This window comes from Thalassospira lucentensis (assembly GCF_011806425.1).
Lineage (GTDB): Bacteria > Pseudomonadota > Alphaproteobacteria > Rhodospirillales > Thalassospiraceae > Thalassospira > Thalassospira lucentensis_B.
Genome location: NZ_JAATOV010000002.1, coordinates 873,348 through 895,871, shown reverse-complemented (window position 1 = coordinate 895,871; position 22,524 = coordinate 873,348). Strand labels below are relative to the sequence as shown.

Annotated in this window: 18 protein-coding genes and 1 riboswitch; of the genes, 6 read left to right on the top strand and 12 right to left on the bottom strand. The window is 53.7% G+C overall.

Features of this window, described 5'->3' with window-relative positions:
• Position 1 precedes the first annotated feature (1 nt).
• Genes HCZ99_RS09605 through gpmI form a run of 4 tightly spaced genes read right to left on the bottom strand, consistent with a single transcriptional unit; the run spans position 2 to position 5,843 of the window.
• Positions 2–1,567 carry a divergent polysaccharide deacetylase family protein gene (locus HCZ99_RS09605; RefSeq protein WP_167446695.1) on the bottom strand — a complete coding sequence of 522 codons (1,566 nt, stop codon included), beginning with the start codon at positions 1,565–1,567 and terminating at the stop codon, positions 2–4.
• A gap of 58 nt (positions 1,568–1,625) precedes the next feature.
• Positions 1,626–2,927: a S41 family peptidase gene (locus HCZ99_RS09600; RefSeq protein ID WP_167446694.1), complete on the bottom strand. Its 1,302-nt coding sequence runs from the start codon at positions 2,925–2,927 to the stop codon at positions 1,626–1,628.
• On the bottom strand, positions 2,924–4,276 hold the full coding sequence (locus tag HCZ99_RS09595; RefSeq protein WP_254869562.1) for a murein hydrolase activator EnvC family protein: 1,353 nt from the start codon (positions 4,274–4,276) through the stop codon (positions 2,924–2,926). The genes HCZ99_RS09600 and HCZ99_RS09595 overlap by 4 nt, the downstream gene beginning before the upstream one ends.
• Positions 4,254–5,843, bottom strand: a complete 1,590-nt coding sequence (gene gpmI / locus HCZ99_RS09590; RefSeq protein WP_368484248.1) for a 2,3-bisphosphoglycerate-independent phosphoglycerate mutase — start codon at positions 5,841–5,843, stop codon at positions 4,254–4,256. The genes HCZ99_RS09595 and gpmI overlap by 23 nt, the downstream gene beginning before the upstream one ends.
• Before the next feature lie 292 nt (positions 5,844–6,135).
• Positions 6,136–6,230: riboswitch (glycine riboswitch) on the top strand.
• A 198-nt stretch (positions 6,231–6,428) separates the two neighbouring features.
• Between gpmI and HCZ99_RS09585 the strand changes: the two genes are divergently transcribed.
• Both HCZ99_RS09585 and HCZ99_RS09580 read left to right on the top strand, forming a co-directional pair.
• Complete coding sequence (locus HCZ99_RS09585) at positions 6,429–7,871, top strand: L-serine ammonia-lyase (protein WP_167446692.1); 1,443 nt, start codon at positions 6,429–6,431, stop codon at positions 7,869–7,871.
• Between the two features lie 162 nt (positions 7,872–8,033).
• On the top strand, positions 8,034–8,570 hold the full coding sequence (locus tag HCZ99_RS09580; RefSeq protein ID WP_167446691.1) for a dihydrofolate reductase family protein: 537 nt from the start codon (positions 8,034–8,036) through the stop codon (positions 8,568–8,570).
• A gap of 83 nt (positions 8,571–8,653) precedes the next feature.
• Here HCZ99_RS09580 and fabG read toward each other — a convergent pair whose 3' ends face one another.
• Positions 8,654–9,433 carry a 3-oxoacyl-ACP reductase FabG gene (fabG, locus tag HCZ99_RS09575; RefSeq protein WP_167446690.1) on the bottom strand — a complete coding sequence of 260 codons (780 nt, stop codon included), beginning with the start codon at positions 9,431–9,433 and terminating at the stop codon, positions 8,654–8,656.
• A gap of 278 nt (positions 9,434–9,711) precedes the next feature.
• On the opposite strand from fabG, the gene HCZ99_RS09570 reads away from it, so the two are divergent.
• Together HCZ99_RS09570 and HCZ99_RS09565 are read left to right on the top strand one after the other, a co-directional pair.
• Positions 9,712–10,713 carry a phosphotransferase enzyme family protein gene (locus HCZ99_RS09570; RefSeq protein ID WP_167446689.1) on the top strand — a complete coding sequence of 334 codons (1,002 nt, stop codon included), beginning with the start codon at positions 9,712–9,714 and terminating at the stop codon, positions 10,711–10,713.
• Positions 10,710–12,059, top strand: coding sequence for an aspartate aminotransferase family protein (locus HCZ99_RS09565; protein WP_167446688.1), 1,350 nt, complete (start codon positions 10,710–10,712; stop codon positions 12,057–12,059). The genes HCZ99_RS09570 and HCZ99_RS09565 overlap by 4 nt, the downstream gene beginning before the upstream one ends.
• Positions 12,060–12,130: 71 nt before the next feature.
• Here the strand turns inward: HCZ99_RS09565 and HCZ99_RS09560 are convergent, their stop codons facing one another.
• Positions 12,131–12,901 (bottom strand): DeoR/GlpR family DNA-binding transcription regulator, encoded by a 771-nt coding sequence (locus HCZ99_RS09560; protein WP_167446687.1) that lies wholly within the window; start codon positions 12,899–12,901, stop codon positions 12,131–12,133.
• A 40-nt stretch (positions 12,902–12,941) separates the two neighbouring features.
• Positions 12,942–14,750, bottom strand: a complete 1,809-nt coding sequence (locus tag HCZ99_RS09555) for a methyl-accepting chemotaxis protein (RefSeq protein WP_167446686.1) — start codon at positions 14,748–14,750, stop codon at positions 12,942–12,944.
• A gap of 421 nt (positions 14,751–15,171) precedes the next feature.
• On the opposite strand from HCZ99_RS09555, the gene HCZ99_RS09550 reads away from it, so the two are divergent.
• Positions 15,172–16,107 carry a TQO small subunit DoxD gene (locus HCZ99_RS09550; RefSeq protein ID WP_167446685.1) on the top strand — a complete coding sequence of 312 codons (936 nt, stop codon included), beginning with the start codon at positions 15,172–15,174 and terminating at the stop codon, positions 16,105–16,107.
• Positions 16,108–16,247: 140 nt separating this feature from the next.
• Here HCZ99_RS09550 and rlmH read toward each other — a convergent pair whose 3' ends face one another.
• The 4 genes from rlmH to HCZ99_RS09530 form a co-directional block, all read right to left on the bottom strand.
• Positions 16,248–16,706 carry a 23S rRNA (pseudouridine(1915)-N(3))-methyltransferase RlmH gene (gene rlmH, locus HCZ99_RS09545; RefSeq protein ID WP_167446684.1) on the bottom strand — a complete coding sequence of 153 codons (459 nt, stop codon included), beginning with the start codon at positions 16,704–16,706 and terminating at the stop codon, positions 16,248–16,250.
• Positions 16,707–16,895: 189 nt separating this feature from the next.
• Entirely contained in the window at positions 16,896–17,285 is a 390-nt protein-coding gene (rsfS, locus tag HCZ99_RS09540; protein WP_368484247.1) for a ribosome silencing factor, read from the bottom strand.
• Between the two features lie 57 nt (positions 17,286–17,342).
• On the bottom strand, positions 17,343–17,924 hold the full coding sequence (locus tag HCZ99_RS09535; protein WP_368484246.1) for a nicotinate-nucleotide adenylyltransferase: 582 nt from the start codon (positions 17,922–17,924) through the stop codon (positions 17,343–17,345).
• A 23-nt stretch (positions 17,925–17,947) separates the two neighbouring features.
• A complete protein-coding gene (locus HCZ99_RS09530) occupies positions 17,948–19,234 on the bottom strand; it encodes a glutamate-5-semialdehyde dehydrogenase (RefSeq protein ID WP_167446682.1) in 1,287 nt (428 codons plus the stop codon).
• A 245-nt stretch (positions 19,235–19,479) separates the two neighbouring features.
• Between HCZ99_RS09530 and HCZ99_RS09525 the strand changes: the two genes are divergently transcribed.
• Complete coding sequence (locus HCZ99_RS09525; RefSeq protein ID WP_167446838.1) at positions 19,480–21,345, top strand: ABCB family ABC transporter ATP-binding protein/permease; 1,866 nt, start codon at positions 19,480–19,482, stop codon at positions 21,343–21,345.
• Positions 21,346–21,410: 65 nt separating this feature from the next.
• Here HCZ99_RS09525 and HCZ99_RS09520 read toward each other — a convergent pair whose 3' ends face one another.
• Positions 21,411–22,367, bottom strand: coding sequence for an AEC family transporter (locus HCZ99_RS09520; protein WP_167446681.1), 957 nt, complete (start codon positions 22,365–22,367; stop codon positions 21,411–21,413).
• Positions 22,368–22,524: the final 157 nt, after the last annotated feature.

Here is a 22,524-nt window from a genome sequence, read left to right as displayed (position 1 = left end):
GCTAGTTTTCAATGGTTTCGGTGGGTTCTGATGGCGTGTTGTCGGTTTCTTCTGGCGTGTCTTCTTCTGTCGTGACGCGATTGGCGTTTTCAAGTTCCTGGGCCTTAAGGCGTGCGGCTTCTGCTTCGTCGGCGGATTGCGGTGTCACCTGAATATTGGCAAGCGCACTGACCGGGGCCAAGACAACGCCTTGGCGGCGCAGGCGGAAGGCCCAGTTTTTCAGGCGCTGGATCGTCACCGGATAGGATTGCGCGAACCCGATGGCGGCACCTTCGGTTTTGGCGATCTTAACAAGATCAGCCAGTCGGGCGTCAATCTGTCGGCGGCTTGGCACTTCATCGATGATGACGTTGCCAACGGCATTGGGGGATTCGGCATTGGCGGCCAATTGCGCGCCGTAGCTTGCGACACCGCTGTTCGATCCTTCGACATACATCAGGCCCGAACGGGAAATAAATTCAATCACCGGACGGATGGCGCTGTCCATACTGCCAAATTTGGAGCCCTCATGGCTGACAAGCCCGGCATATCCCGGGAACCGCGCAAGCAGCCATTCCAGTCGCACAAGGTTTTCACCCTCTGACAAGGACGTCAAAAGCGCACGTGGCCCTGGATCGGATAGCGGGAAGTTTTTCGGCTCCATCGGCAACTGTAAAAAGACTTCGTGGCCCATCTCGCGTGCTTCGCGGGCAACGGTGCTGATGTCGCGAGCATAGGGGGAGATACCCAGCGAAATATTAAGCGGCAGATCATTAATCGCGGCTTCTGTGCGCGCCTGATTTAATCCAACACCGGTCAAAATAATCGCGACATAGGGCTGGTCTTCGACGGTTTCAAACGGGCGTTTATAAGCATCAAACGGTGTGGTGCCATCATCGCCAATACGCGGGATACGGCCAAAGCTGCCTTCTTCGTCAAGGCCCGGTATCGGCGCAGGACGCAGGGGATCGGGTTCAATCGGATCGTCAACCGACCCTTCTTCTTCGATCTGGGCGGCTAATTCTTCGGGGGTTGGTTCGCCGCTGTCTTCTATCGCACCATTTTGATCGGGGTCGCCAATCAGGTCTGAGACACCGTCAAGCTGATCGGTTGGATCATCCGAAGATTGCGCGTTTTTTTCTTTGTCGGCTTGGTTTGCTGCCTGTGCCGCGCGGTCGCGGTCCTGCACATCCTGAACGCCGCGCGCAATTTCTTCTTGCAGTTCGCGTTCGGACCCGGGCACGGCAACAGCGACCCTTGGCCCATTTAGGTGAAACAGCCGCCATCCCGTTTCAGGATCAAGCACAGGGATCAGCGCTATACCTGTAAGGATAAACGGAAAAACAAAAAGAGTGATGATCAGGAATTTAGATAACCAGCTTCGCCGCGACAGCGGACGTTTTGGCATCTTTTTGAACTGAACTTCGATTGGCAGTTCATGAAACGGAAGGTCGTCTTCGTCGACGGTGTCGGATGCGGGGGTTTCCGCATCCGACATGGCGTCGTTCATCCCATCGTCAAGGTCATTGGCCATATCATCGGCCGTGTCCTCGTCGAAACTGTCGTTCTTTTTCTTACCGAAGGGCAAGAAATTTAGGATTTTCCTGAACACGACTTGTCAGTCTCTCACGATGGCATTCTGGTCTTTAACCTTGCGGGCGCGGACCGAAAAGCGAAATGCCTCTGATCATGTCAAGCGCACGCGACAGCTGATAATCATCAATCGCAAGCTGTTCGGCATCATCACGTCGGGTGTTCGCATCTTCTTCGGCGTTTGACGTGTTGGCGTCTTCGTTGCGCAATGCGCCACTCAAAGATGCTTCTGACCGACGAACATCACTTTCAAGGCTTTCAAGGCGGGCCTGCGGTACGATGATGTCCGGCACGATGCCGACTTCCTGAATGGATTTTCCAGATGGGGTGTAATAACGCGCGGTGGTCAGGCGCAGGGCCACATTACCCGGCATTGGCAGAATGGTCTGAACCGATCCCTTGCCAAAGCTGCGCGTCCCCATGATCACGGCACGACGATGATCCTGAAGGGCACCGGCGACAATTTCCGACGCCGAAGCAGAACCATCATTGATCAGAACAACGATTGGCATTCCTTCGGCCAGATCACCTTCGCGGGCGTTATAACGATCAGTATTTTCCGTATCGCGCGGACGGGTCGAAACAATTTCACCCTTATCAAGGAATGCGTCCGAAACCGAAATCGCCTGATCCAGCAATCCGCCAGGATTGTTACGCAGGTCAAGGACCAGACCCTTCATTTCCGGGCCGATTTCATCGCGCATGTCATTGATTGCGCGCTGCAGGCCGCTAAAGGTCTGTTCGTTGAATTTGGTAATCCGGATATAGCCGACGTCTTCTTTCGCTTCGGCGCGCACGGATTGAACTTTGATCACGGCACGGGTCAGGGTGACATCAAACGGTGCTTGTTCGCCCTTGCGCACGATGGTCAAAACGATGTCGGTATTTACCTTGCCGCGCATCATGTCGACTGCATCGTTCAGCGTCTTGCCGCGAATGGCGGTGCCATCAATATGTGTGATGAAGTCGCCCGGCTGCAGCCCGGCTTTTTCAGCCGGCGTGTCATAGATTGGCGAGATGACTTTGACAAAGCCTTCTTCCATCGTGACTTCGATGCCAAGCCCGCCAAATTCACCGCGGGTATCGACCTGCATTTCCTCGAAATTATCCATGTTCAGATAAGAGGAATGCGGATCAAGTGACGTCAGCATGCCGTTGATGGCTGCTTCGATCAGTTCCTTGTCATCTACTTTTTCGACATACTTTGACTTTACCTGTTCAAATACATCACCAAACAGGTTGAGCAGGCGATAGGTCTCTGCCGAGGAACTTGAAGATTGCGCCAAACTTGGCGACGCAAGGCCGAAAGTCATGCCGGTCGCGAGAGCGAGTACTGCCAATCGAGAGCTTTTCATCCACTTACCTTGCCGTTTTTAGAGGCCAGCCACGGAAGCGGGTTAATCGCTTCTCCGTCCTGACGCATCTCCAGATATAGTTTTGGCGCCGTTTGACCCATAATACCAACAGGTTCACCAGCCAACACATATTGTCCTACCACACTGTTGAGCCGATCAAAACCAGCTATCAAGCTATGGTATCCTTCGCCGTGTTCGATAATCAATAGTTCGCCGTACCCACGAAATGGACCAGCAAAGACCACTTTACCGTCAAACGGCGAAACAACCTGCGCATTTTCGCGTGTGGTGATCTCAATACCCTTTGACCGGGCGACGGTCAAACCATCTGGGCCACGTGATTTTTCACCAAATAGTGTGACGACCTTGCCACTGACTGGCATGCGCAAATGACCGTGTGCCGACGTAATCGAACTGCCTACCGCAAATTTTTCTTCGTCACTTGGTTCAATACGGCTTTTTTCGGCCGGCGGTTTTGGCGGTTCGCTTTTGGCGATCGTCGAAGACCCCAGCGTATCACTATCGGGTTCGGTGCGCTTGGCCAATTGTGGTTCAGGTTGTTTTTCTGGACGCATACGCGGTTTTGGCAGGCCTTCTGCACGGTTGCGAAGGGTTGCCAACAGATCGCCCAGCGACTTTGCCTTGTCGGCAAGTTCATTGACGGCTTTGGCCGCTTCGCGGGCTTCTGCCTCGGTTTCGGAGCGCAGGCGTCGTTTTTCGTCAAGCAATGCCGCAAGGGAATTGCGTTCTTCTTGCAGGGATGCGGTTGCGGTGGCCATTTCCGCACGACGGTCGCGGATATCGGTGCGCAATGTCGCGATGTCTTGCAATTCTTTGCGAAGATCGCGCGCATGTTGTTCAACGCCGGGCAAAGCCGCCTTTAACAGCACCGCAGATCGCAGCGTATCTTGCGGCGAGGTCGGCAGGGCAATGACGGCTTCTGGCGGGGTGGTCGACAGCCGCTGTAACGCCATCAGAATGCGCGCATACTGACCTGCCTTGTCTTCAAGGCTGGTATTGGCGCGTTTTTCGCGCTTTTCAAGTTCCGCAAGCTGATCTTCGAGCTCTGTCAGGGTGGTTTCAAGACGCTGGGTACGTCGGGCGACTGAAATCGCCTCTGATTGCAGGGCTTGTTCTTCGGTCCAAAGTTCACGCGATTTGCGCGACAGGAATTCTTCCTGCTTTTGTTGCTCGGAAAGCTGGTCTTCAAGCTGATCCAGTTTGCGATCAACCTTTTGCAGTGATTGGGCAAAAGAAGGCGCAACCCCGCCTGCAAGCAGAACCGCGAGGGCAGTCAGTGCAGGCAGGGTGTTCTTTAAAGCCGATTTACGAGCTTGCAAGACGCGCATCATTTCCTTTCAAACCTTTAAGCAAAGGTTTGCCGGTCATTTCTTTTGGTTGGTCAACGCCCAGCAGTTTCAACAATGTCGGTGCGACATCGGCAAGACGCCCATTTTCAAGGGTGACACCTTCTGGACCGTTCACAAGAATGGTCGGCACCAGATTAAGCGTATGGGCGGTGTGTGGTTCACCGGTTTCAGGATCGACCATGACTTCGCAATTGCCGTGATCGGCAGTCACGAATGCAACGCCGCCAACCGATTTGATCGCGTCAATAACCTTCCCAAGGCAGGTGTCGACGGCTTCGGCGGCTTGCATGGCAGCTTTTAAGATGCCGCTATGTCCAACCATATCCGGGTTGGCAAAGTTCAGGATGATCGCGTCATAGGTTTCGTCTTTGATCGCGGCAACCAGTTTTTCGGTTACTTCGGGCGCCGACATTTCCGGCTGCAGGTCATAGGTCGCGACTTTTGGGGATGCGACAAGAATGCGGTCTTCGCCTTCGAAGACCTGTTCTTCGCCACCGTTAAAGAAGAACGATACGTGTGGGTATTTTTCGGTTTCGGCAATGCGCAGCTGTTTAAGGCCAGCCTTGGAAACCACTTCGCCAAAGATGTTTGGCAAAACCTGCGGCGGGTAGATGGCATCCATGTATTTTGCGTGCTCGGACGAATATTCGACCATGCCTGCTGCGATGGCGAACTTCACCGGGGTGCCCCGATCAAAACCGTCAAATTCCGGGGCGCAAAGTGCGGCCAAAATTTCACGCGCACGGTCTGCGCGGAAATTGGTCATGAGCAAACCATCGCCGGCCTTGATCCCGTCAAAGTCGCCAATCACGGTTGGCAAAACAAATTCGTCGGTCAGATCGGCGTCATAGGCGGCCTTGATGGCGTCTTCGGCGCTGTTTGCGGTGCGGCCATCGGCGTAATTTTTGCCCTGAACCATGGTGAAGTAAGCTTGGCTGACGCGTTCCCAGCGATTGTCACGGTCCATTGCATAATAACGACCCGTAACCGTCGCGATTTCGACATTCGCATCGCCAATCAGGTCACGGAATTTCGCAAGGAATTTGGCGGCACTTTTGGGGGCGGTGTCACGCCCATCAAGATAGGCATGGACTTTTACCGGAACGCCGGCCTTGGCGATGATCTTGGCCAAGGCCGCCATGTGGGCCTGATGGGAATGCACGCCACCTTCTGACAGAAGGCCTGCGATGTGGCAGACGCCTTTGCTGTCGGTCAGTTTGGCGATTAGTTTTTTGACGGTGTCGGTATCGGCAATGGAACCGGTTTTGACGGCTTCGTCAATTTTCGGCAGTTCCTGCATGACGACGCGACCGGCACCCAAATTCATGTGACCGACTTCCGAATTGCCCATCTGCCCTTCGGGCAGGCCGACATCCAGACCGCAGGCCTTTAAAAACCCGGTCGGATAGGTGGCATAAAGTTCATCCCAGACAGGCGTGTTGGCCAAGGCAACAGCGTTGTTCTTGGTTTCTTCACGATATCCCCAGCCGTCCAGAATGCACAGCACCACAGGACGCGGACGCTTTTCGGAATTCAAGTCAGTCACGTTTAAAAACCCCACAGATAAGAATACTGATAAAGATAAAGGCTAAATTTCCCGTAAATATGGTGCGTTACAGGAATTTTCGCCATCCGTCCTGTTGTGCGCGCTGGGTGGGACAGCCATCTATCACATCAGGAAAATGTTCGATGACGGTAATTTAGCACGAATACCTAAGGATAACAGCCACCCGAGAGGGTAAATTTTTGCAAGCGCAAAGCTGCCTTTTGACAGGCGTGCAGCGCGCAGATACTCTTGGGTATAACGGTGATCCTCAGAGATGCCATTTATGGCATTTCGTACCGTGACGGGAGAGACCGGCCATTCACGTGGCTGGCGCCGAAGGAGCAATCGCCCCAGAAAACTCTCAGGCAGATGGACCGTCGCGGATTGAGGCTCTGGAGAGAGAAAAAGAAAGTCGCACCGTTATTTGGGGCGGCATTCCGATTCCACCGAAGGATGAAATCTTGTTGGCAGGCAAACTGTTGGTCAGCAGGGGCACAATCTCAGGTCAAGGGACAGAGGGGGCAAGACACCGGTTCGTAAACGGCGCGACTTTTCGCGCGTTCAAGAGCCGTGAAGGAGGCCCTGATGACCGATGCTGCTGGTACCGATCCGTCTTTGGAATCGCACGACCAATCTGCACAAGACGTAAACCTGTCCGTTGTTGATCTTTATACCATCGGCATTGGCCCATCGAGTTCCCACACCGTCGGTCCCATGCGGGCCGGATATCGTTTTTGTCTGGAGCTTGAAGCGCGTAACCTTTTGACCAAAACTGGCAGTGTTGTGGTTGACCTTTATGGGTCGCTCGCACTGACGGGGAAGGGGCATGCCACCGATACCGCCGTGATCATGGGCCTTTGCGGGCAACGCCCGCGCAGCATTGATCCCGACCAAATCCCCCCAACCATTGCCGCGATTGATGCCAGTATGCAGCTTTCGCTATATGGGCAGCATATGGTTTCGTTTAATCGTGACACCAATCTGGTGTTTCATTTCACCGAAACCCTGCCGCAGCATCCCAATGGCATGCGGATTACGGCCTTTGATCCCGATGGCGTGAAAATCCACGCACAGGAATATTTTTCGGTTGGCGGTGGCTTTATCGTGTCGGGCGATGATCGCGGGGCGGAATATTCCGGCGATAACATCATCCTGCCATTCCCGTTTTCATCGGCAGATGAACTGATGGAAATCTGCAAACGCGAAGGCCAGTCGATTTCCGATATCATGATGGCCAACGAGAAAAGCTGGCGGGTCGAAGAAGAAACCATTGAGTTTCTGGACCGGGTGCATGGTGCGATGATGTCGTGCATTGATCGTGGCTGCAAAGCTGATGGTATTTTGCCCGGGGGGCTCAATGTCAAACGCCGGGCAAATCACCTGTATCACGAACTAACCGACAAACCAGAGGCTGGCCTGCGTGATCCGCTGACGGTGATTGACTGGGTCAATCTTTATGCGCTTGCCGTGAACGAAGAAAATGCAGCGGGTGGCCGCGTCGTGACCGCGCCAACCAATGGGGCTGCGGGGGTAATCCCGGCGGTGCTGCGCTATTACGAGCGGTTTGTCGCCAATGTCAGCCAGGTCAAAATTCGCGAGTTTCTTCTGACGGCGGCGGCGATCGGGTCGATCTATAAAAAACGTGCCTCAATTTCGGCGGCTGAGGTTGGTTGTCAGGGTGAAGTTGGCGTTGCTTGTTCGATGGCGGCAGGCGCGTTATGCGCTGTTATGGGCGGCACGCCAGAACAGGTCGAAAATGCCGCCGAGATTGGCATGGAGCATAATCTGGGCCTGACTTGTGATCCGATTGGTGGTCTTGTGCAGGTTCCCTGTATCGAACGCAACACGATGGGCGCTGTTAAGGCGATCAATGCCGCCCGGTTGGCTTTGCGCGGCGATGGGCAGCATACCGTGTCACTGGACAAGGTGATCGAAACCATGCGCCAGACGGGACTCGACATGCAAAGTAAGTACAAAGAAACCAGCCAGGGCGGCCTTGCTGTCAATGTGAACGTGGTGGAGTGCTAAAAGCTAATCGTAAGAATAGGTCGTTAAATCAATGCCTTCGGGCGAAAATTTTCTGCCTTTTGACGTGTTCGACCTCTTTCTTGCCATCGTTGGTTGCCAATCTGCTATGCTTGGTTGAGCAAAAAAGGGGCAAAGACCCCGTTAAAGGTTGGACATAGACACATGAGCAAAAAGCTGTTCCGCATTTATATCGCGGTCAGTCTGGATGGCTTTATCGCGCGCGCCAATGGTGCGGTCGACTGGTTGGATCATTACGATCCGGCAGAGTTCGGTTTTGAAGGCTTTCTAGACACCGTCGGGACTTTGATCATTGGCCGAAAGACTTTTGATCAGGTCATGCAATTTGGCGATTGGCCCTATGAAGCCCGTCGCACCATCGTTCTGACATCACGCGAACTTCCGCAGGATCGCCCAGCCAATACAGAGGCGTATGGCGGCAGCATCGTCGAGCTTGTTAACCAACTTCGCAATAACCGGTCGGATGATGGTGACATCTGGATCGTTGGTGGGGGCAGTGTTGTCACACAGTTCCTGTTGGGCGGATTTGCTGATCAGCTTGATATCTTTACGGTGCCAGAAGTGCTGGGTGATGGAATTTCCCTGTTTGGCCAGGATTCTGGTGGGTTAAAGCCGAAATTGCTTGCGACCGAGCATTACAATTCCGGGGTTGTTAGATCCCAATACGGATTGGCTGGATAGACAAAATCGCGCCAACGCCGCCCGGGCTTAGCCCCAAAGGCGTTGGCGCGATTTTCTGATGTCTGTGGCGACATTCGGCTGCTTTAAATCTCGGCAATCGCATCAAGTGATTCGGGCAGAATTTGACCGCCATCCACCACAATTGATTGCCCCGTGATATAGGCGGCCTCGTCTGAGGCAAAGAAAAGTGCGGCATTAGCAATGTCATCAGCACTGCCCAAGCGTTTCAGCGGAATTGAGCTTGCCATGGCGTCCAGATAATCCTGGCCCAAATCAGCCAATCCTTCGGTCATGATATTGCCCGGCATCACCGCATTAATCGTCGTGTTATAGCGCGCCAATTCCATCGCGGCAGTGCGGATAAAACCAAGTTGCCCCGCCTTGGACGCACCATAATGTGCCCAGCCCGGGAACCCGGTGACGGGGCCTGTGATGGATGAGGTAATAACAACCCGCCCGGATGATGACTTTTCGAAATGCGGGATGCAGGCCTTTACGCACAAAAAGCTGCTTTTAAGGTTGATATCTATCACATTGTCCCAGTCATCGGCCGACATATCGACCATTTTGACCTGTGGGAAGATCCCCGCATTGGCGCACAGGATATCGATGCCACCAAATGTTTTGGCGGTGTATTCGGTCATGTGTTGCACCTGATCCCAGTCAGACACATCACACAAAACCATATCGGCTGTGCCACCGTCACGCCGGATTTCCTCGACCGTGGCCATGGCTTCTTTTTCGGATCGGGCGGCAACCATCACCTTTGCGCCCTGTGCAGCAAAAACCTTGGAAATGCCCTTGCCGATCCCCTTTGATCCGCCGGTAACGATGCAGTTTTTGCCAGAAATAGAAGTCAGCATGGTCGATCCTTTCGTGAAAACCCCGTCTGAATGATGCGTAAAACCGTGATCCGGTTCTGTGCGCATCAAGCGAAAACCCTGATTGTGCGGTGCGTTATGTTTTGACGATGATTGGCCTAATTTTTCCGTGATGCAACAAAAAATGTTGCAAGTTTCACATTTTAAGGCACGATAACATCAAAACAAGGATGTGCTTGGCCGGGTGTCCCGGCACGGGCCGCGTTAAGGGCAGGGAATGGCGATTATTTGCGGCCGTGCAGTGTGTCAGGGGGATCGGGGTGAGCGGAATTTACGATGATGGAATGATCGAAGCATTGCGTAACGGGGCGGCCTCAGTGTTGCCGGGTTGGGGCATGGGGCCCAATGCAAGCGTGTCGTTGTTGACCGTTTCAGAAAACGCGACGTTTCTTGCGTCCGATCCGGTCACGGGGGAAAAGCTGATATTGCGGGTGCATCGGCCGGGCTATCACACGCGCAACGAAATTGAATCCGAACTGGCATGGATTAACGCGCTTCGGGCCAGTGATATTGTTGATACGCCAAAACCCTGCCTTCGCCGCGATGGCACCCTAGTTGCCGAATTTGATCAAGACGGGGTTTGTCGCCATGTCGTCGCATTTGAATTTATGCCCGGCGCTGAACCGTCGGCCGACGAGGCCCTTGTAGATGGTTTTTTTAAGCTTGGGGCGATCAGTGCGCGTTTGCATGACCATGCGCGTCAATGGAAACGATCAGTCAATTTTGTTCGCAAAAGCTGGACCTTTGATACCACATTGGGGGCCAATCCCCATTGGGGCGACTGGCGTGCAGCAGCGGGTCTGGATGGGGAAAACACCGCGTTGCTTGAAAAAGTTTGTGCCCATCTGGATCGTAAGCTTTCTGAATTTGGGATGGACAATGAGCGGTTTGGCCTGATCCATGCGGATTTACGCTTGGCCAATCTTTTGGTCGATGGCCAGCGTCTTGGCGTGATCGACTTTGATGATTGTGGCTTTGGTTGGTTTGGCTATGACTTTGCGGCGGCGATCAGTTTCATCGAACTTGATCCAATTGTTCCGGCGCTTAAAGAAGCATGGATCGAAGGATACCGGACGATTTCGCCGTTTTCGACCGCCGATGCCGATATGCTTGATCGCTTCGTTATGCTGCGTCGTTTGCTCCTGACTGCATGGATCGCGAGCCACCCGGAAACGCCGACCGCACAGGAAATGGGGACCGATTTTACCGCCGGAACCATCGCAATGGCGCAAAGCTATTTACAGGCGGAGGGCATGCAATGAGTGCGCATCGTTCGAAACGGACGACGCGCCCCATTCTGGATATGAATGCCTATGACGCGCGTGACGCCAAGCCAGATGATCCGAAAAATGATCTTTTGGCGCGCCGCCAACGCAATTTCGGTGCGGCATCGGTTTTGTTTTACCGTGACCCGATTGAAATGGTGTCGGCATCCGGATGCTGGATGACGGCGGCAGACGGCACAAGTTATCTTGATTTCTATAATAACGTGCCCTCGGTCGGGCATTGCCATCCGCGTGTGGTGGCGGCGATGACCAATCAGGCAAAAAAGCTGAACATCAACAGCCGGTATTTACATCAAACAACCGAAGAATATCTTGATCGGTTAAAGGCAACATTTCCGGACCATCTGGAAAATATCGTTCTGACATGCAGCGGCAGCGAGGCCAATGACCTTGCGCTTCGGATTGCGCAGCGCGCATCTGGCGCGCGGGGGATCATCGTTACCGAAAGCGCCTATCACGGTAATACCGCCACTGTGACCGAGATTTCACCATCTGCGCATAAACGCGGCGATCTGCCCGATCACGTGATTGCGGTTCCGCCGCCGGGAAGCCTGGCCTATGGCGATGATATTGCCGCCGGGTTTGCCGATGCGGTGCATGACGCGGCGAGAACATTGATTGATCGCGGGCATGGTGTGGCAGCCCTGATCGTCGACAGCATCTTTTCAAGCGACGGCGTGTTTTCCAACCCACGCGGATTTTTACGATTGGCAGTGGCGGTGGTGCATCGTGCCGGTGGGGTTTTTATTGCCGATGAAGTTCAACCGGGATTTGGCCGCACCGCAGATGCGTTTTGGGGATTTCAGCGCCACGACGTGATGCCCGACATCGTTAGCATGGGAAAACCGATGGGCAACGGATTTCCGATGGCCGGGATCGCTGTCAGGTCCGATATGTTGGCCGAATTTTGCGAAGATGTTGGGTACTTCAATACCTTTGCCGCAAGCCCGGTGGCATCGGCGACGGGGCTGGCTGTTTTAAACGTCATTGCCGATGAAAACCTGCAAGCCAATGCAGCTGTCTGCGGCGGTTATTTGCGCGACGGCCTGCAACATCTTGCCGATCAGGATGGCCGCATTAGTGATATTCGCGGGGCCGGATTATTTTTGGGCGTTGATCTATCCGCAGACGGAAACCCGGAAAACCCAAGCGGCCAACTTGTGGCCGATGTGATTAATGCGATGCGTCGCCATCGCGTCTTGATTGGGGCGGCGGGCAAGTATGGCCAAACCTTAAAAATCCGCCCGCCCTTATGCCTCAGCCACAATGAAGTGGATTTCTTTATCGATGCGCTGGGGAAATCTTTAAGGGCGTGTGGCTAGGGAGGGATAGGTATGAACACGCTATTTCGCGCCCGGTAACACCTTAATAGCCGTTAGCAACCAGTCTGTTCCTATTTGGAGGCGGATTTCATCATGCACCCGGCGTCGCGGATGGTTTCGCCCAGTGCGCCTTGTGGGGCTTGGTTGCTGACCAGCACATCAACGGTGTCCCAGTCGCAATAGCGTGCGGGAAAGGCCTGATTAAACTTGGTGTGATCGGCAACGATCATGGTGCGTGTTGCGCGTTCCATCATCACCGAATAAACGTCCGCGGCCTCGATCAATGCGTCGCTGGCACCATCTTGGTCCAGACCGCTTGCACCAAGGATCGACCATTCCACACGGTAGTTTTCCAAAAAACGTATGGTCTGCGCGCCGTGCATCGATCCTTCTTGGGCGTGATAAAGGCCCGGCGCCATGATGACGCGAATGGTCGGGTTGATCGCAAGAACCGTTGCCACGCCAAATGAATGGGTGATCACGGTAAGATCGTTCATCGTGATGGCAAGACGTTTGGCAACATGGACGGTGGTGGCCCCCGATCCGATCATGATGTGGCGCGCACCGGCCAAAACAGGAACCGATTGCCGCGCGATGGCTTCGCGTTCGGGGACATGAAATTGATGGCGTTCATTTAGGCCCGGTTCACTGGCATGACGACGGACCGCCCCACCATAGGTCCGGTTGATCAGACCCTGTTCGGTGAGTTCATCAAAGTCACGGCGAATGGTTTCGGTCGAGACGCTTAAACGTTCGGCCAAATCGGCGATCCGCAAAGACGGTTCGAGTTCCAGTTCGCGCAGAATGCGTTGGTGTCGCAGGGTTTTTTTGTTTGCTGCCATGGCGTGATGATAGTGCGCTGACCATCATCACGCCACCAGTTTATGACGCCGTTTGCGTTCCATGGTTCGATGCATCAAGGCCAAATTTCCGGCGATGCGCGTGATATACTTGGGCCAGTTCATCCGCACCAATCAGGTCGCCTGCCTCGTCCTTATAGGTCAGATGATGATTGATCGCCTGCCCCTGCCAAAGCGTTTCAATTTCGGCCCGTTCCGGGGTGTCGCGGAATGCGCGGATAAACTCGTTGATCTTACACAGCAACGTCCATGAAGACGGTTCTGCGGCAACAGCGGCTGTATAGTAATAGGGTAGGGGCAAAATACTGCCCGGCAAGACTTCGATTTTATTGTGCCACGGGCTTTCGGGGTTGCTGGCCGCCCAATGGAAAATCGGCTGATCGACGGCAAAGGCATCGACCGCCCCATCTGCCAAGGCATCATGCAAACGGGTCTGATCACTATACGCGATCAGGTTGGATAGTTTGGCGATGCCGCCCGGTTTGTTTTCATTTCCAGCCCAGCGCAGACCTTGTTCTTCCAGCATAATGAAAGCAACCGGATCATTAATAATCCCCAACACCTTTCCATTAAGGTCAGAAAGCCGGTTGATATCGGTGTTACCGGCCCGTCGACACAGGGCGAAATTCAAATAGGTGTATGTGTCGGAATAGGCCACACCCTTGTAAAAGTCGCTGGGCGGAAGAGCGCTCCAGACCACGTCGGCGGTGGGGGTTCCCGGTTCCTTGCCAACAAACAGAAGTTCGGTCAACAAATCCCAAGGATGTTCGACAAATTCACATTCCACGCCAAGCCATTTGGCCAAGGCACGGGCGTAATCGGCATCAAGACCGCGCAACGGATCGTTTGGTTTTAACCGGAAGGACAACCCTACAAAGGCTGGTTCAATGGCGATGCGGATTTTGCCGCGTGCCTTAATGTCTGCCAGCCGGTCAAAGGTCGGATCATCATGCACATGGTTGGTTTTAAGGAAGTTTTGCAGTTTTTGCGGCGCAGATTTGGCATTCACCAGCCCATCAGCAAGGGCCTTGGTGTCGTCGCGCGCCCATGTGACCTTGTTGCGCGTGCGCGACGATGCATCTTTGCTGCCCGCAAGAAGTTCAAACACAACCTGATTATGTTCGGAAATGTCGTTAAGGCGGCCCGACATGCTGGTAAATCTGGCTTGCAACGCGCCAAGAGATTCTTCGATCTGCCCGCCAAGGCTATCAAGATCGGTTCCGATGCTTGCCATGCTTTGGCGAAGGGACCGGGTAACGTCCGATAGATCAATCAGGTCGACCGCCTCGTTGGTGCGCTGCATGGTGCTTTGCGCCAGATTGCCGACTTCCTTGGCAACAACAGCAAAGCCACGCCCATGATCGCCAGCGCGGGCGGCTTCGATTGCGGCATTTAGCGCCAGAAGCTTGATCCCCTTACCGATATCCTCAATCGCGCCCAAAACCTTATTGGCACCTTCGGCCTTTGTTTCAAGATCAGCACTAATGCGTTCAAGGTCCACACGGATGGCGTCGGTTTTGTTGCTGACGGTTTCGCGGGTGGTGGTTTGAACGTCGCGTGCGACGTTGGTGCTGTTTTCAATTTCGCGGCGGGTTTCATCAAGTCCGGTGCGCAGGTTCCCCGACCGTACATCAATTTCGCGCATCAGACTGTCTTGGCTTTCGCCCGCTGTGTTGGCGAAGTCCAAAAGGTGCTGAATATATTCCAGGCCAGCCGAAATGCCGCGCATCAATGCATCAATGTCTTCGGTGACATCGGGGGCACTGTGATCGCGTGTGCTGCGACCTTCCCAGGGTTTACGGCCATTTTGCGTTCGGATGGTTTCTTCCATGGGGGATGCCTGCCACTGATGATTAAATGAATAATTATTTCTTATAAAGAAACTTTAGCGGCAGCGAAATTATGTTGCAAGGCAGCAATTTGGGTTCTGACCTCAGGCGTTAGCCGAGCGGGTCGATTTTGCTCAGCAGTCTATTTTGCGTTTCACCCACCTTGCCCGTGAAAGCTGAACCATGCTCATCCAAGGTAGCGCAATCCGGTCGGGATGAACGCGTAAATAATCGATAAATATCAGATATTTGTGATCTGATCGGCGCTTTGTGGCTATCACGGAAATTCGGTTTGATATGTTGTTTTGGTGACGTTGATTCACCTCAACGTAATGGTGCGGAATGGGGTTTAGGCAGGACATGGATTAAACGAGATTAAAGCGGATCATGCGCATCAAAGTGCGCCTTCTTGGAAGAAAAACAATGACCGACCAAACAAGCAAAACGACGTTGAGGCCTCAATTCGCAGCAGATTTTGCGCTGCGCGCATCGGCCATCACCATGGGGTTCGTCTTCTTGATGGGCGGATGGCGACGATTTTTCAACATGCCAGCCAAGCATGACATTACAAGTCCTGCGCATTTGGCGAATAAGCTTGTTGAAGCTGCGCCGGGGTCACCGATTGAATCCATTATTCACTGGATGCTGTATCATCCGTTCCTGACCGAATGGTCGGTCTATCTGATGTCCTCGGCAGAGGTGATTGTTGGTCTGTGCCTGATCTTTGGTATTTTGACGCGTCTGACGGCGTTGGGATCAGGGCTTATCAATGTTGCATTGATGCTGATCTTTGGGTGGATGGGCTTTGAATGCCTTGATGAATGGACAATGGCGGCGTTGGGCTTTGCCATTTCGGTCAGTGTTATGCTGTATGGCCCGGGTGCCATTTCAGTTGATCGGCGCTTGAACCTGGATCTGTTTGCGCGTTGCTTTGGCAAGCAGGTGGCCTTGGGCCTGACGGTTGTTTCGGTTCTGATGACGGTTGGTTTCTATTCCTACTTCTTTGGGATCTTTGATTTCCACAAACGCACCAGCACCGGCAAATTCTCGATCATCGCGGAAGAGGTTATTGGAAACGACCAAGCGGCAACCTTGTATGTCAATGCCGGCCCATCTGGCGGCGCTGCGTATCTGAAATCAATTACCTTTACGCTGGCAGATGGCACGACAGTGGTTGAGCAGGCCCAAGAAGTTAACATTCTGCGCGATCATTTCGCACCTTGGTCGCATTCCGGTAAGGTTGTTGATGGTGTTTTGAAGATGCGGCTTGGCGCGAAGCTTGATATCGCACTGCCTGAAAATGCTGTGTCTGCTGTTATTGATCTGATTGATCACAAAGACCCGCAACTGACGTTCTAATCGACGTTACCAGATAGCGGAAAATCGAAAGGCCCTCTTCACATCAAGAAGGGGGCCTTTTTCTTTTGGGCGCAGACCATTTAGGGCACAGTGCGGATCGTTTTTCAAACCGACTCTTTCGCAGCCTCAATACAGGCCGGCTATTCGCGGTGGTAAGGATGGTTGGTTTGTATGGCGTGGGCGCGGAAAAGCTGTTCGGCGATCAGGGCGCGCACCAGCATATGCGGCCAAGTGGCCTTGCCCAATGACCACAGCGTATTGGCCCGCGATTTTATGGCATCGCCATGCCCATCGGCCCCGCCAATGACAAAGGCGATGTTGCCAGCATATTGATCGATCCAGCCATCCAGCTTTTTGGAAAATGCGATCGATCCGTATTCATGGCCGCGTTCATCAAGGGCGATGACAAAAGCATTATCGGGAATGACGCCAAGCAACAATTCGGCTTCGCGGTCTTTGAGCTGATTTGGTGGGAGTTTTTTCTTTTCTTCGACTTCGCGCAGCACGAAAGGCCAGCGAATGCGGCCCGCATAATGGTCAAACAGGTCTTTTTCCGGGCCAGATTTCATGCGGCCCACAGCAGCAAGGGTAATTTGCATGGGGTGATTACGACCTTTGACCGGGCTGTTTTCGTTTATGCGGTGGGGAATGCGGATTGTCCCATTGCCGGTGCATGTGCGGGATGAGCCGTATTTGGGCACCGGGTTGGGTTCACGCGGCCGATACTGCGTGCAACCCAATGATTGCACGCAGGCCAGCAAAATAGCCCAAACAAATGGCGCCGACTGTTAGTACAGTCGTGCAGCCTGCTGTTTGAGAGCCGGGTTTTCAACGCCCCACATCTCTTCGATGTTGTAGAACGCGCGTACTTCCGAACGGAAAAGGTGCACGATGACGTCGCCGGTATCAACCAGCACCCAGTCACCCTGTTCTTTGCCTTCGGCAGCGGCACGGCCCTGTCCGGCTTCTTTCAATGCTTCGACGATATGTTCTGCCATGGCAGCCACGCGACGGGATGAAGACCCGGTTGCGATCAGCATATAGTCGGCCATCGAGGTTTTGTCGGTCAGTTCAATGGTGACAAGGTCTTCGGCCTTGTCTTCTTCGAGGGTACTCTTGACCAGCGAAAGCATTTCGCTCGGGCTGAGAGTTTTTTTTGCGGTACCTATGGTCGCCACCTTAATTTTCCGCGGGATGCCTTGGCAAAACGTCCAAAGCAGAAGTCGCCGCGTTGCTTACACCTGCCATCTGCCTTCGGCGCGAATTGCGGTCGAAGAAGCCGGATGGCGCTTGATTGGCAGGTATACCCAGGCCGGAACATTTTGATCGGCCAGCAAACCCGCCTTGTCCATTGGGATGCGCCAACGTTCCATACGGCGCGCAGCGGTCCCGGACAATGCCTTGTTAGAATACCCTTCACGGTCGATAACCGCAATGGGAGCACGCAAAATCAACCTGTCCCACCATTTCCATTTGTGAAACTGGGCCAAGTTGTCTGCCCCCATCAGCCATACGAACCGCGTTTGAGTAAAACGACGTTGCAAAGCTGCAAGAGTGTCCGCCGTATAGCGGGTTCCAAGCTCAGTTTCAATTGCAGAAACCACAATGCGGGGATGCTTTGCGATCAGGCGGGCAGATTCCACCCGATCTGCAAGGCTTGCCATGCCATCGCGTGATTTCAATGGGTTCTGCGGGGAGACAAGCCACCAGACCGCATCAAGCTGAAGGCGTTTTAACGCCTCAAGCGAGATATGCAGGTGCCCTTCGTGGGCGGGATTAAATGACCCGCCCAGTAAGCCGACCCGGGGTGGGGCCAAGTGTGATCTGGGTGTCGCCCCATTCATGGGCGGGTTTGGCCTGTGCCGCGCACGATATATTTATAGCTGGTGAGCTGTTCAACGCCGACCGGGCCACGCGCATGCAATTTACCCGTCGAAATACCGATTTCGGCCCCCATACCAAATTCACCGCCATCGGCGAACTGGGTCGATGCATTGGCGATGACGATGCCCGAATCAACCCCGTTCATAAAGGTTTCGATGGCTGCGGCATTTTCGGCAATGATCGCATCGGTATGGTGGGAGCCATATGTGTTGATGTGATTAACTGCTTCGCCAACGCCATTCACGACTTTGATCGACACTATCGCATCAAGATATTCGGTCACCCAATCTTCGTCGGTTGCCGGTTTAATATGGCCATCAATCGATTGGGCGTCTTTATCACCGCGCAGCTCACATCCCTTGGCAACCAATGCCTCGGAGATGCGGGGCAACAAACGCCCGGCAACGGAACTGTCGATCAGAATGGTTTCCGTCGAGCCGCACACACCCACACGGCGCATCTTGGCATTGACGACAATCTCGACAGCTTTTTGCGGATTGGCACTGGCATGCACATAGGTATGGCACAGCCCTTCAAGGTGCTTGAACAGGGGAATGCGGCTTTCATCGGTAATACGTGAAATCAGCGATTTGCCCCCACGCGGCACGATTACATCGATGTAATCTGAAAGTTTCAGCATCTCGCCAACAGCGGCACGATCCGTGGTCGGGATCATCTGAATGGCATTTTCGGGCAAGCCAGCGTCATTCATTGCCTCTGTCATGCAGTCAAAAATCGCGCGTGACGAATGAAAACTTTCTGAGCCGCCGCGCAAGATCGCGGCATTACCTGATTTGATGCACATGGCACTGGCATCTGCCGTCACGTTCGGGCGGCTTTCATAAATGATGCCGATAACACCGAGCGGCACAGATACGCGTGCGATATCAAGGCCATTGCCCTCGGGGCTCCAGCGGGCCAGTTCGCGACCGACCGGATCGGGCAGGTTGGCAACCGTTTCAATACCTGCGGCCATGCCTTCAATGCGGCCAGCATCAAGGGCCAAGCGATCCAAAAGCGCATCGGTCAGGCCCTTTGCCCGGCCTGCTTCCATATCTTTTTCGTTGGCTGCCAGAATGGTATTGGCATTGGCGCGCAATTTTTCCGCCGCAGCAAGCAATGCAGATTTTTTTGGTTCGGACGGGACCTGCGCAAGTTCCAGCGCTGCTTTGCGTGCCTTGATGCCCATATCGCGCATGAATGCGGCGATATCCTGGTTTTCGATACTGGCAAGAGCCGTCATGGTCCTGTTTCCGTTCCTTAAAGCATATGCGAACCGTCGCGTGGATCGGTCTTTTTGTGATTTTATCAACGAATTGACAAAATAGCCCGCAAACCGTCCGTTCGCAATGGCGTTAAGTCGTTCAAGTGCCTTGTGTGCTTGCCAAAACAGGTTCGCCGGTCCATTTGTTGGGGATAGAATGAAAAGATGCACCGTGCGCAGTCCAATGCTGCTGGTGATCGATTGGGGATAAGATTTTGAAAAATATGGGTTCCGGCCAGCCAACTGCGCGCGCAGAGTTTGGCGTTGTTAAGAACTTTTTGCCGTATCTATGGCCACGCGGCGAGTTCGAACTGCGCGCGCGCGTCGTAATTGCCTTGCTGTTCCTGGTCGGGGCAAAGGTCGCCAATGTCTATATGCCGGTGCTGTACAAATATGCCGTCGATGCCCTTGGCGGGGCGGGCGAAAAAACCGGCGAAGCAGCAACAAGTGGCGCGACAGACACAACATCCCTGATCGTTTTGCCGGTCGCGCTGATTGTTGGCTATGGCTTGGTCCGAATTTTGGTATCGGCCTTTGGCGAATTGCGTGACGCGGTCTTTGCCAAGGTGGCACAGCGCGCCATTCGGACATCGGCGCTGGGCGTGTTTAAGCACCTGCATGGTTTGTCCTTGCGGTTTCATCTGGATCGGCAGATGGGCGGGCTTTCGCGTGCAATTGAACGTGGGGTCAAGGGGATTGAATTCCTGTTGTCCTTCATGCTGTTCAACATTCTGCCGACCCTGCTTGAAATTTTCATGGTCTCGGCCATTTTGTGGGCGCTGTATGATTTCTGGTTTGCGCTGATCACGTTTGTGACCATCGTGATTTACATCGCCTTTACCTTGGTCGTGACCGAATGGCGGATGAAATTCCGCCGCGAAATGAACAAGCGCGATGACGAAGCAAACACCAAGGCCATCGACAGCCTGATCAATTACGAAACGGTCAAATATTTCAACAACGAACCCCACGAAGCAAAACGCTATGACGCGGCCCTTCGCGGGTATGAAACTGCGGCTGTTTTGTCGCAGGTGTCCTTGTCCAAACTTAATATCGGGCAGGGTGCGATTATTGCGGTTGGGCTTGTATTGAACATGTTGCTGGCGGCCAAGGGCGTTCAGGAAGGCAATATGACGGTGGGGGACTTTGTTTTGGTCAATACCTACCTGTTGCAGCTTTATATGCCGTTGAACTTCCTTGGATTTGTATATCGTCAGATCAAGCAGTCACTGACCGATATGGAACGGATGTTTTCGTTGCTTGATGTCGATAAGGAAGTCGAAGACAAGGCAGATGCCACGCCACTAACCTGCCGCGAAGCCGCCGTTCGGTTCGAGAACGTCAAGTTTTCCTATAACGAGGATCGCGAGATTCTTAAAGGTGTCAGCTTTGACGTTCCGGCGGGCAAAACGGTTGCCGTTGTTGGGCCAAGTGGGGCGGGTAAATCCACGTTAACCCGGTTGATGTTCCGGTTTTATGACGTGTCAGAAGGTAAGATCACGATTGACGGGCAGGACATCCGCGATGTGACGCAAAACTCGCTGCGTCAGGAAATTGGGATCGTGCCCCAAGACACCGTGCTGTTTAACGATACGATTGCCTATAACATTTCGTATGGCCGCCCAGGGGCGGAGCAATCCGAAATCGAAGACGTGACCAAGCTTGCCAGTATTGACCGGTTTATCGAAGGCCTTCCTGACGGGTTTAAAACCATGGTTGGGGAACGCGGGCTTAAGCTTTCTGGCGGCGAGAAACAGCGTGTATCGATCGCACGTATGTTGCTGAAACGTCCGAAAATCATGATTTTCGACGAGGCAACTTCGGCGCTTGATACCCGCACGGAAAAAGACATCCAGCAGGCATTACGTGATGTGTCGCGCGGGCACACGACATTGATCATCGCCCACCGTCTATCCACCGTGATTGATGCGGATGAGATCATTGTCCTGCGTGATGGTCAGGTGGCCGAACGCGGCCGCCATCAGGATCTGTTGGCGCATGATGGTCTTTATGCCGAAATGTGGGCCCAACAGCAGGAAATCCGCCAAGCCGAGGAAATTCTGGAACAGGCAGGTGAAAAGCCGAACTAAGCCAAACGCGATTTGGTCTGAGCTTTTGGAAATTCGGGCGCTACCCCTTGGGGCCTTTTGGGTTGTCAGGGCAGCGGCCCGAAAACCTGTGTCATGTCGAGCAGCCAAAGCACGGTACTGATGGTGATGAAGGACAAGGCCGTCGCAACCATAAGTGACGCGGCACATAGTCCTTCATGGCCATAGCGTTGGCCCAGGATCGGAAAGATACTGAGCATCGGGGAGCAAGCAAACGACACACAGGCGATTTGCATAATGGGATCAATGTCGGGCAGCAGCCAGACCATCGTAAAAACGGCGAGTGGATGCAAAAGCAGCTTGCCGGTGACGACGCGGGCAAGATCGGCCCGAAGGCCTTTTAGCTTAAGCCCAACCAATCCGGCCCCGATAACAAACAGGGCAACCGGGCCGGATGCCGATGCCAACATATCAACAGCGGTAAAAAGCGGCCGCGGCAGGTTGATGCCCGACAGCGAAATAATCAGGCCGGCGACAATACCGAGAATGATTGGGGATTTAGCAAGATTAAGGAACGCCTTGCGCAGGACCCGTCCCTTGCTGAGCCCTTCGTTTTCACCGCTGTCGCCCAGAACCAGCGCCAGTGGCATCATCACAAGGGTTTCGATCATCACACACAAGGCCAAGCCGACTTCTGCGGCGGGGCCTAAAAGCTGCAAGGCAATGGGATAGCCGATAAAGCCGCTGTTGCAAAACGACATGCCGGTGCCCTGAAGCGTTGCATTTGGCTGTTTCTTCTTGGCGATTTTAAGCGCGTAAAAATACCCGATTGCAAAAACGATAAGCGAGCCGCCGCCATAGGCCAGCACGAAAACCGGTTCGATGACTTCGGAAATATCGCGTTGCGCCATTGCCCGGATCAAAAGGCAGGGTAGGGCAAAATTCATGACAAACGCGCCCATGCCACGTGCAACGTTTTGTGGCACGATATTGCTGTACACAGCAAAGTAGCCAAGCCCGATAATCAGGAAAATCGGGGTTGTGATGGCAAGAATGTTCAGCATGCGGCGCAGGAGCCCGTTAAGTTGGTTGCCAAGAATTGGTTTGGAAAAATCCATTGCAACCAATGGATTGGAAGGAAGCAGCCATTTAGGTATCACCTGTGAATACCGAAGCGTCAAGCACGGCGATAGAGTTGATCATGAACGACACAACCGCCAC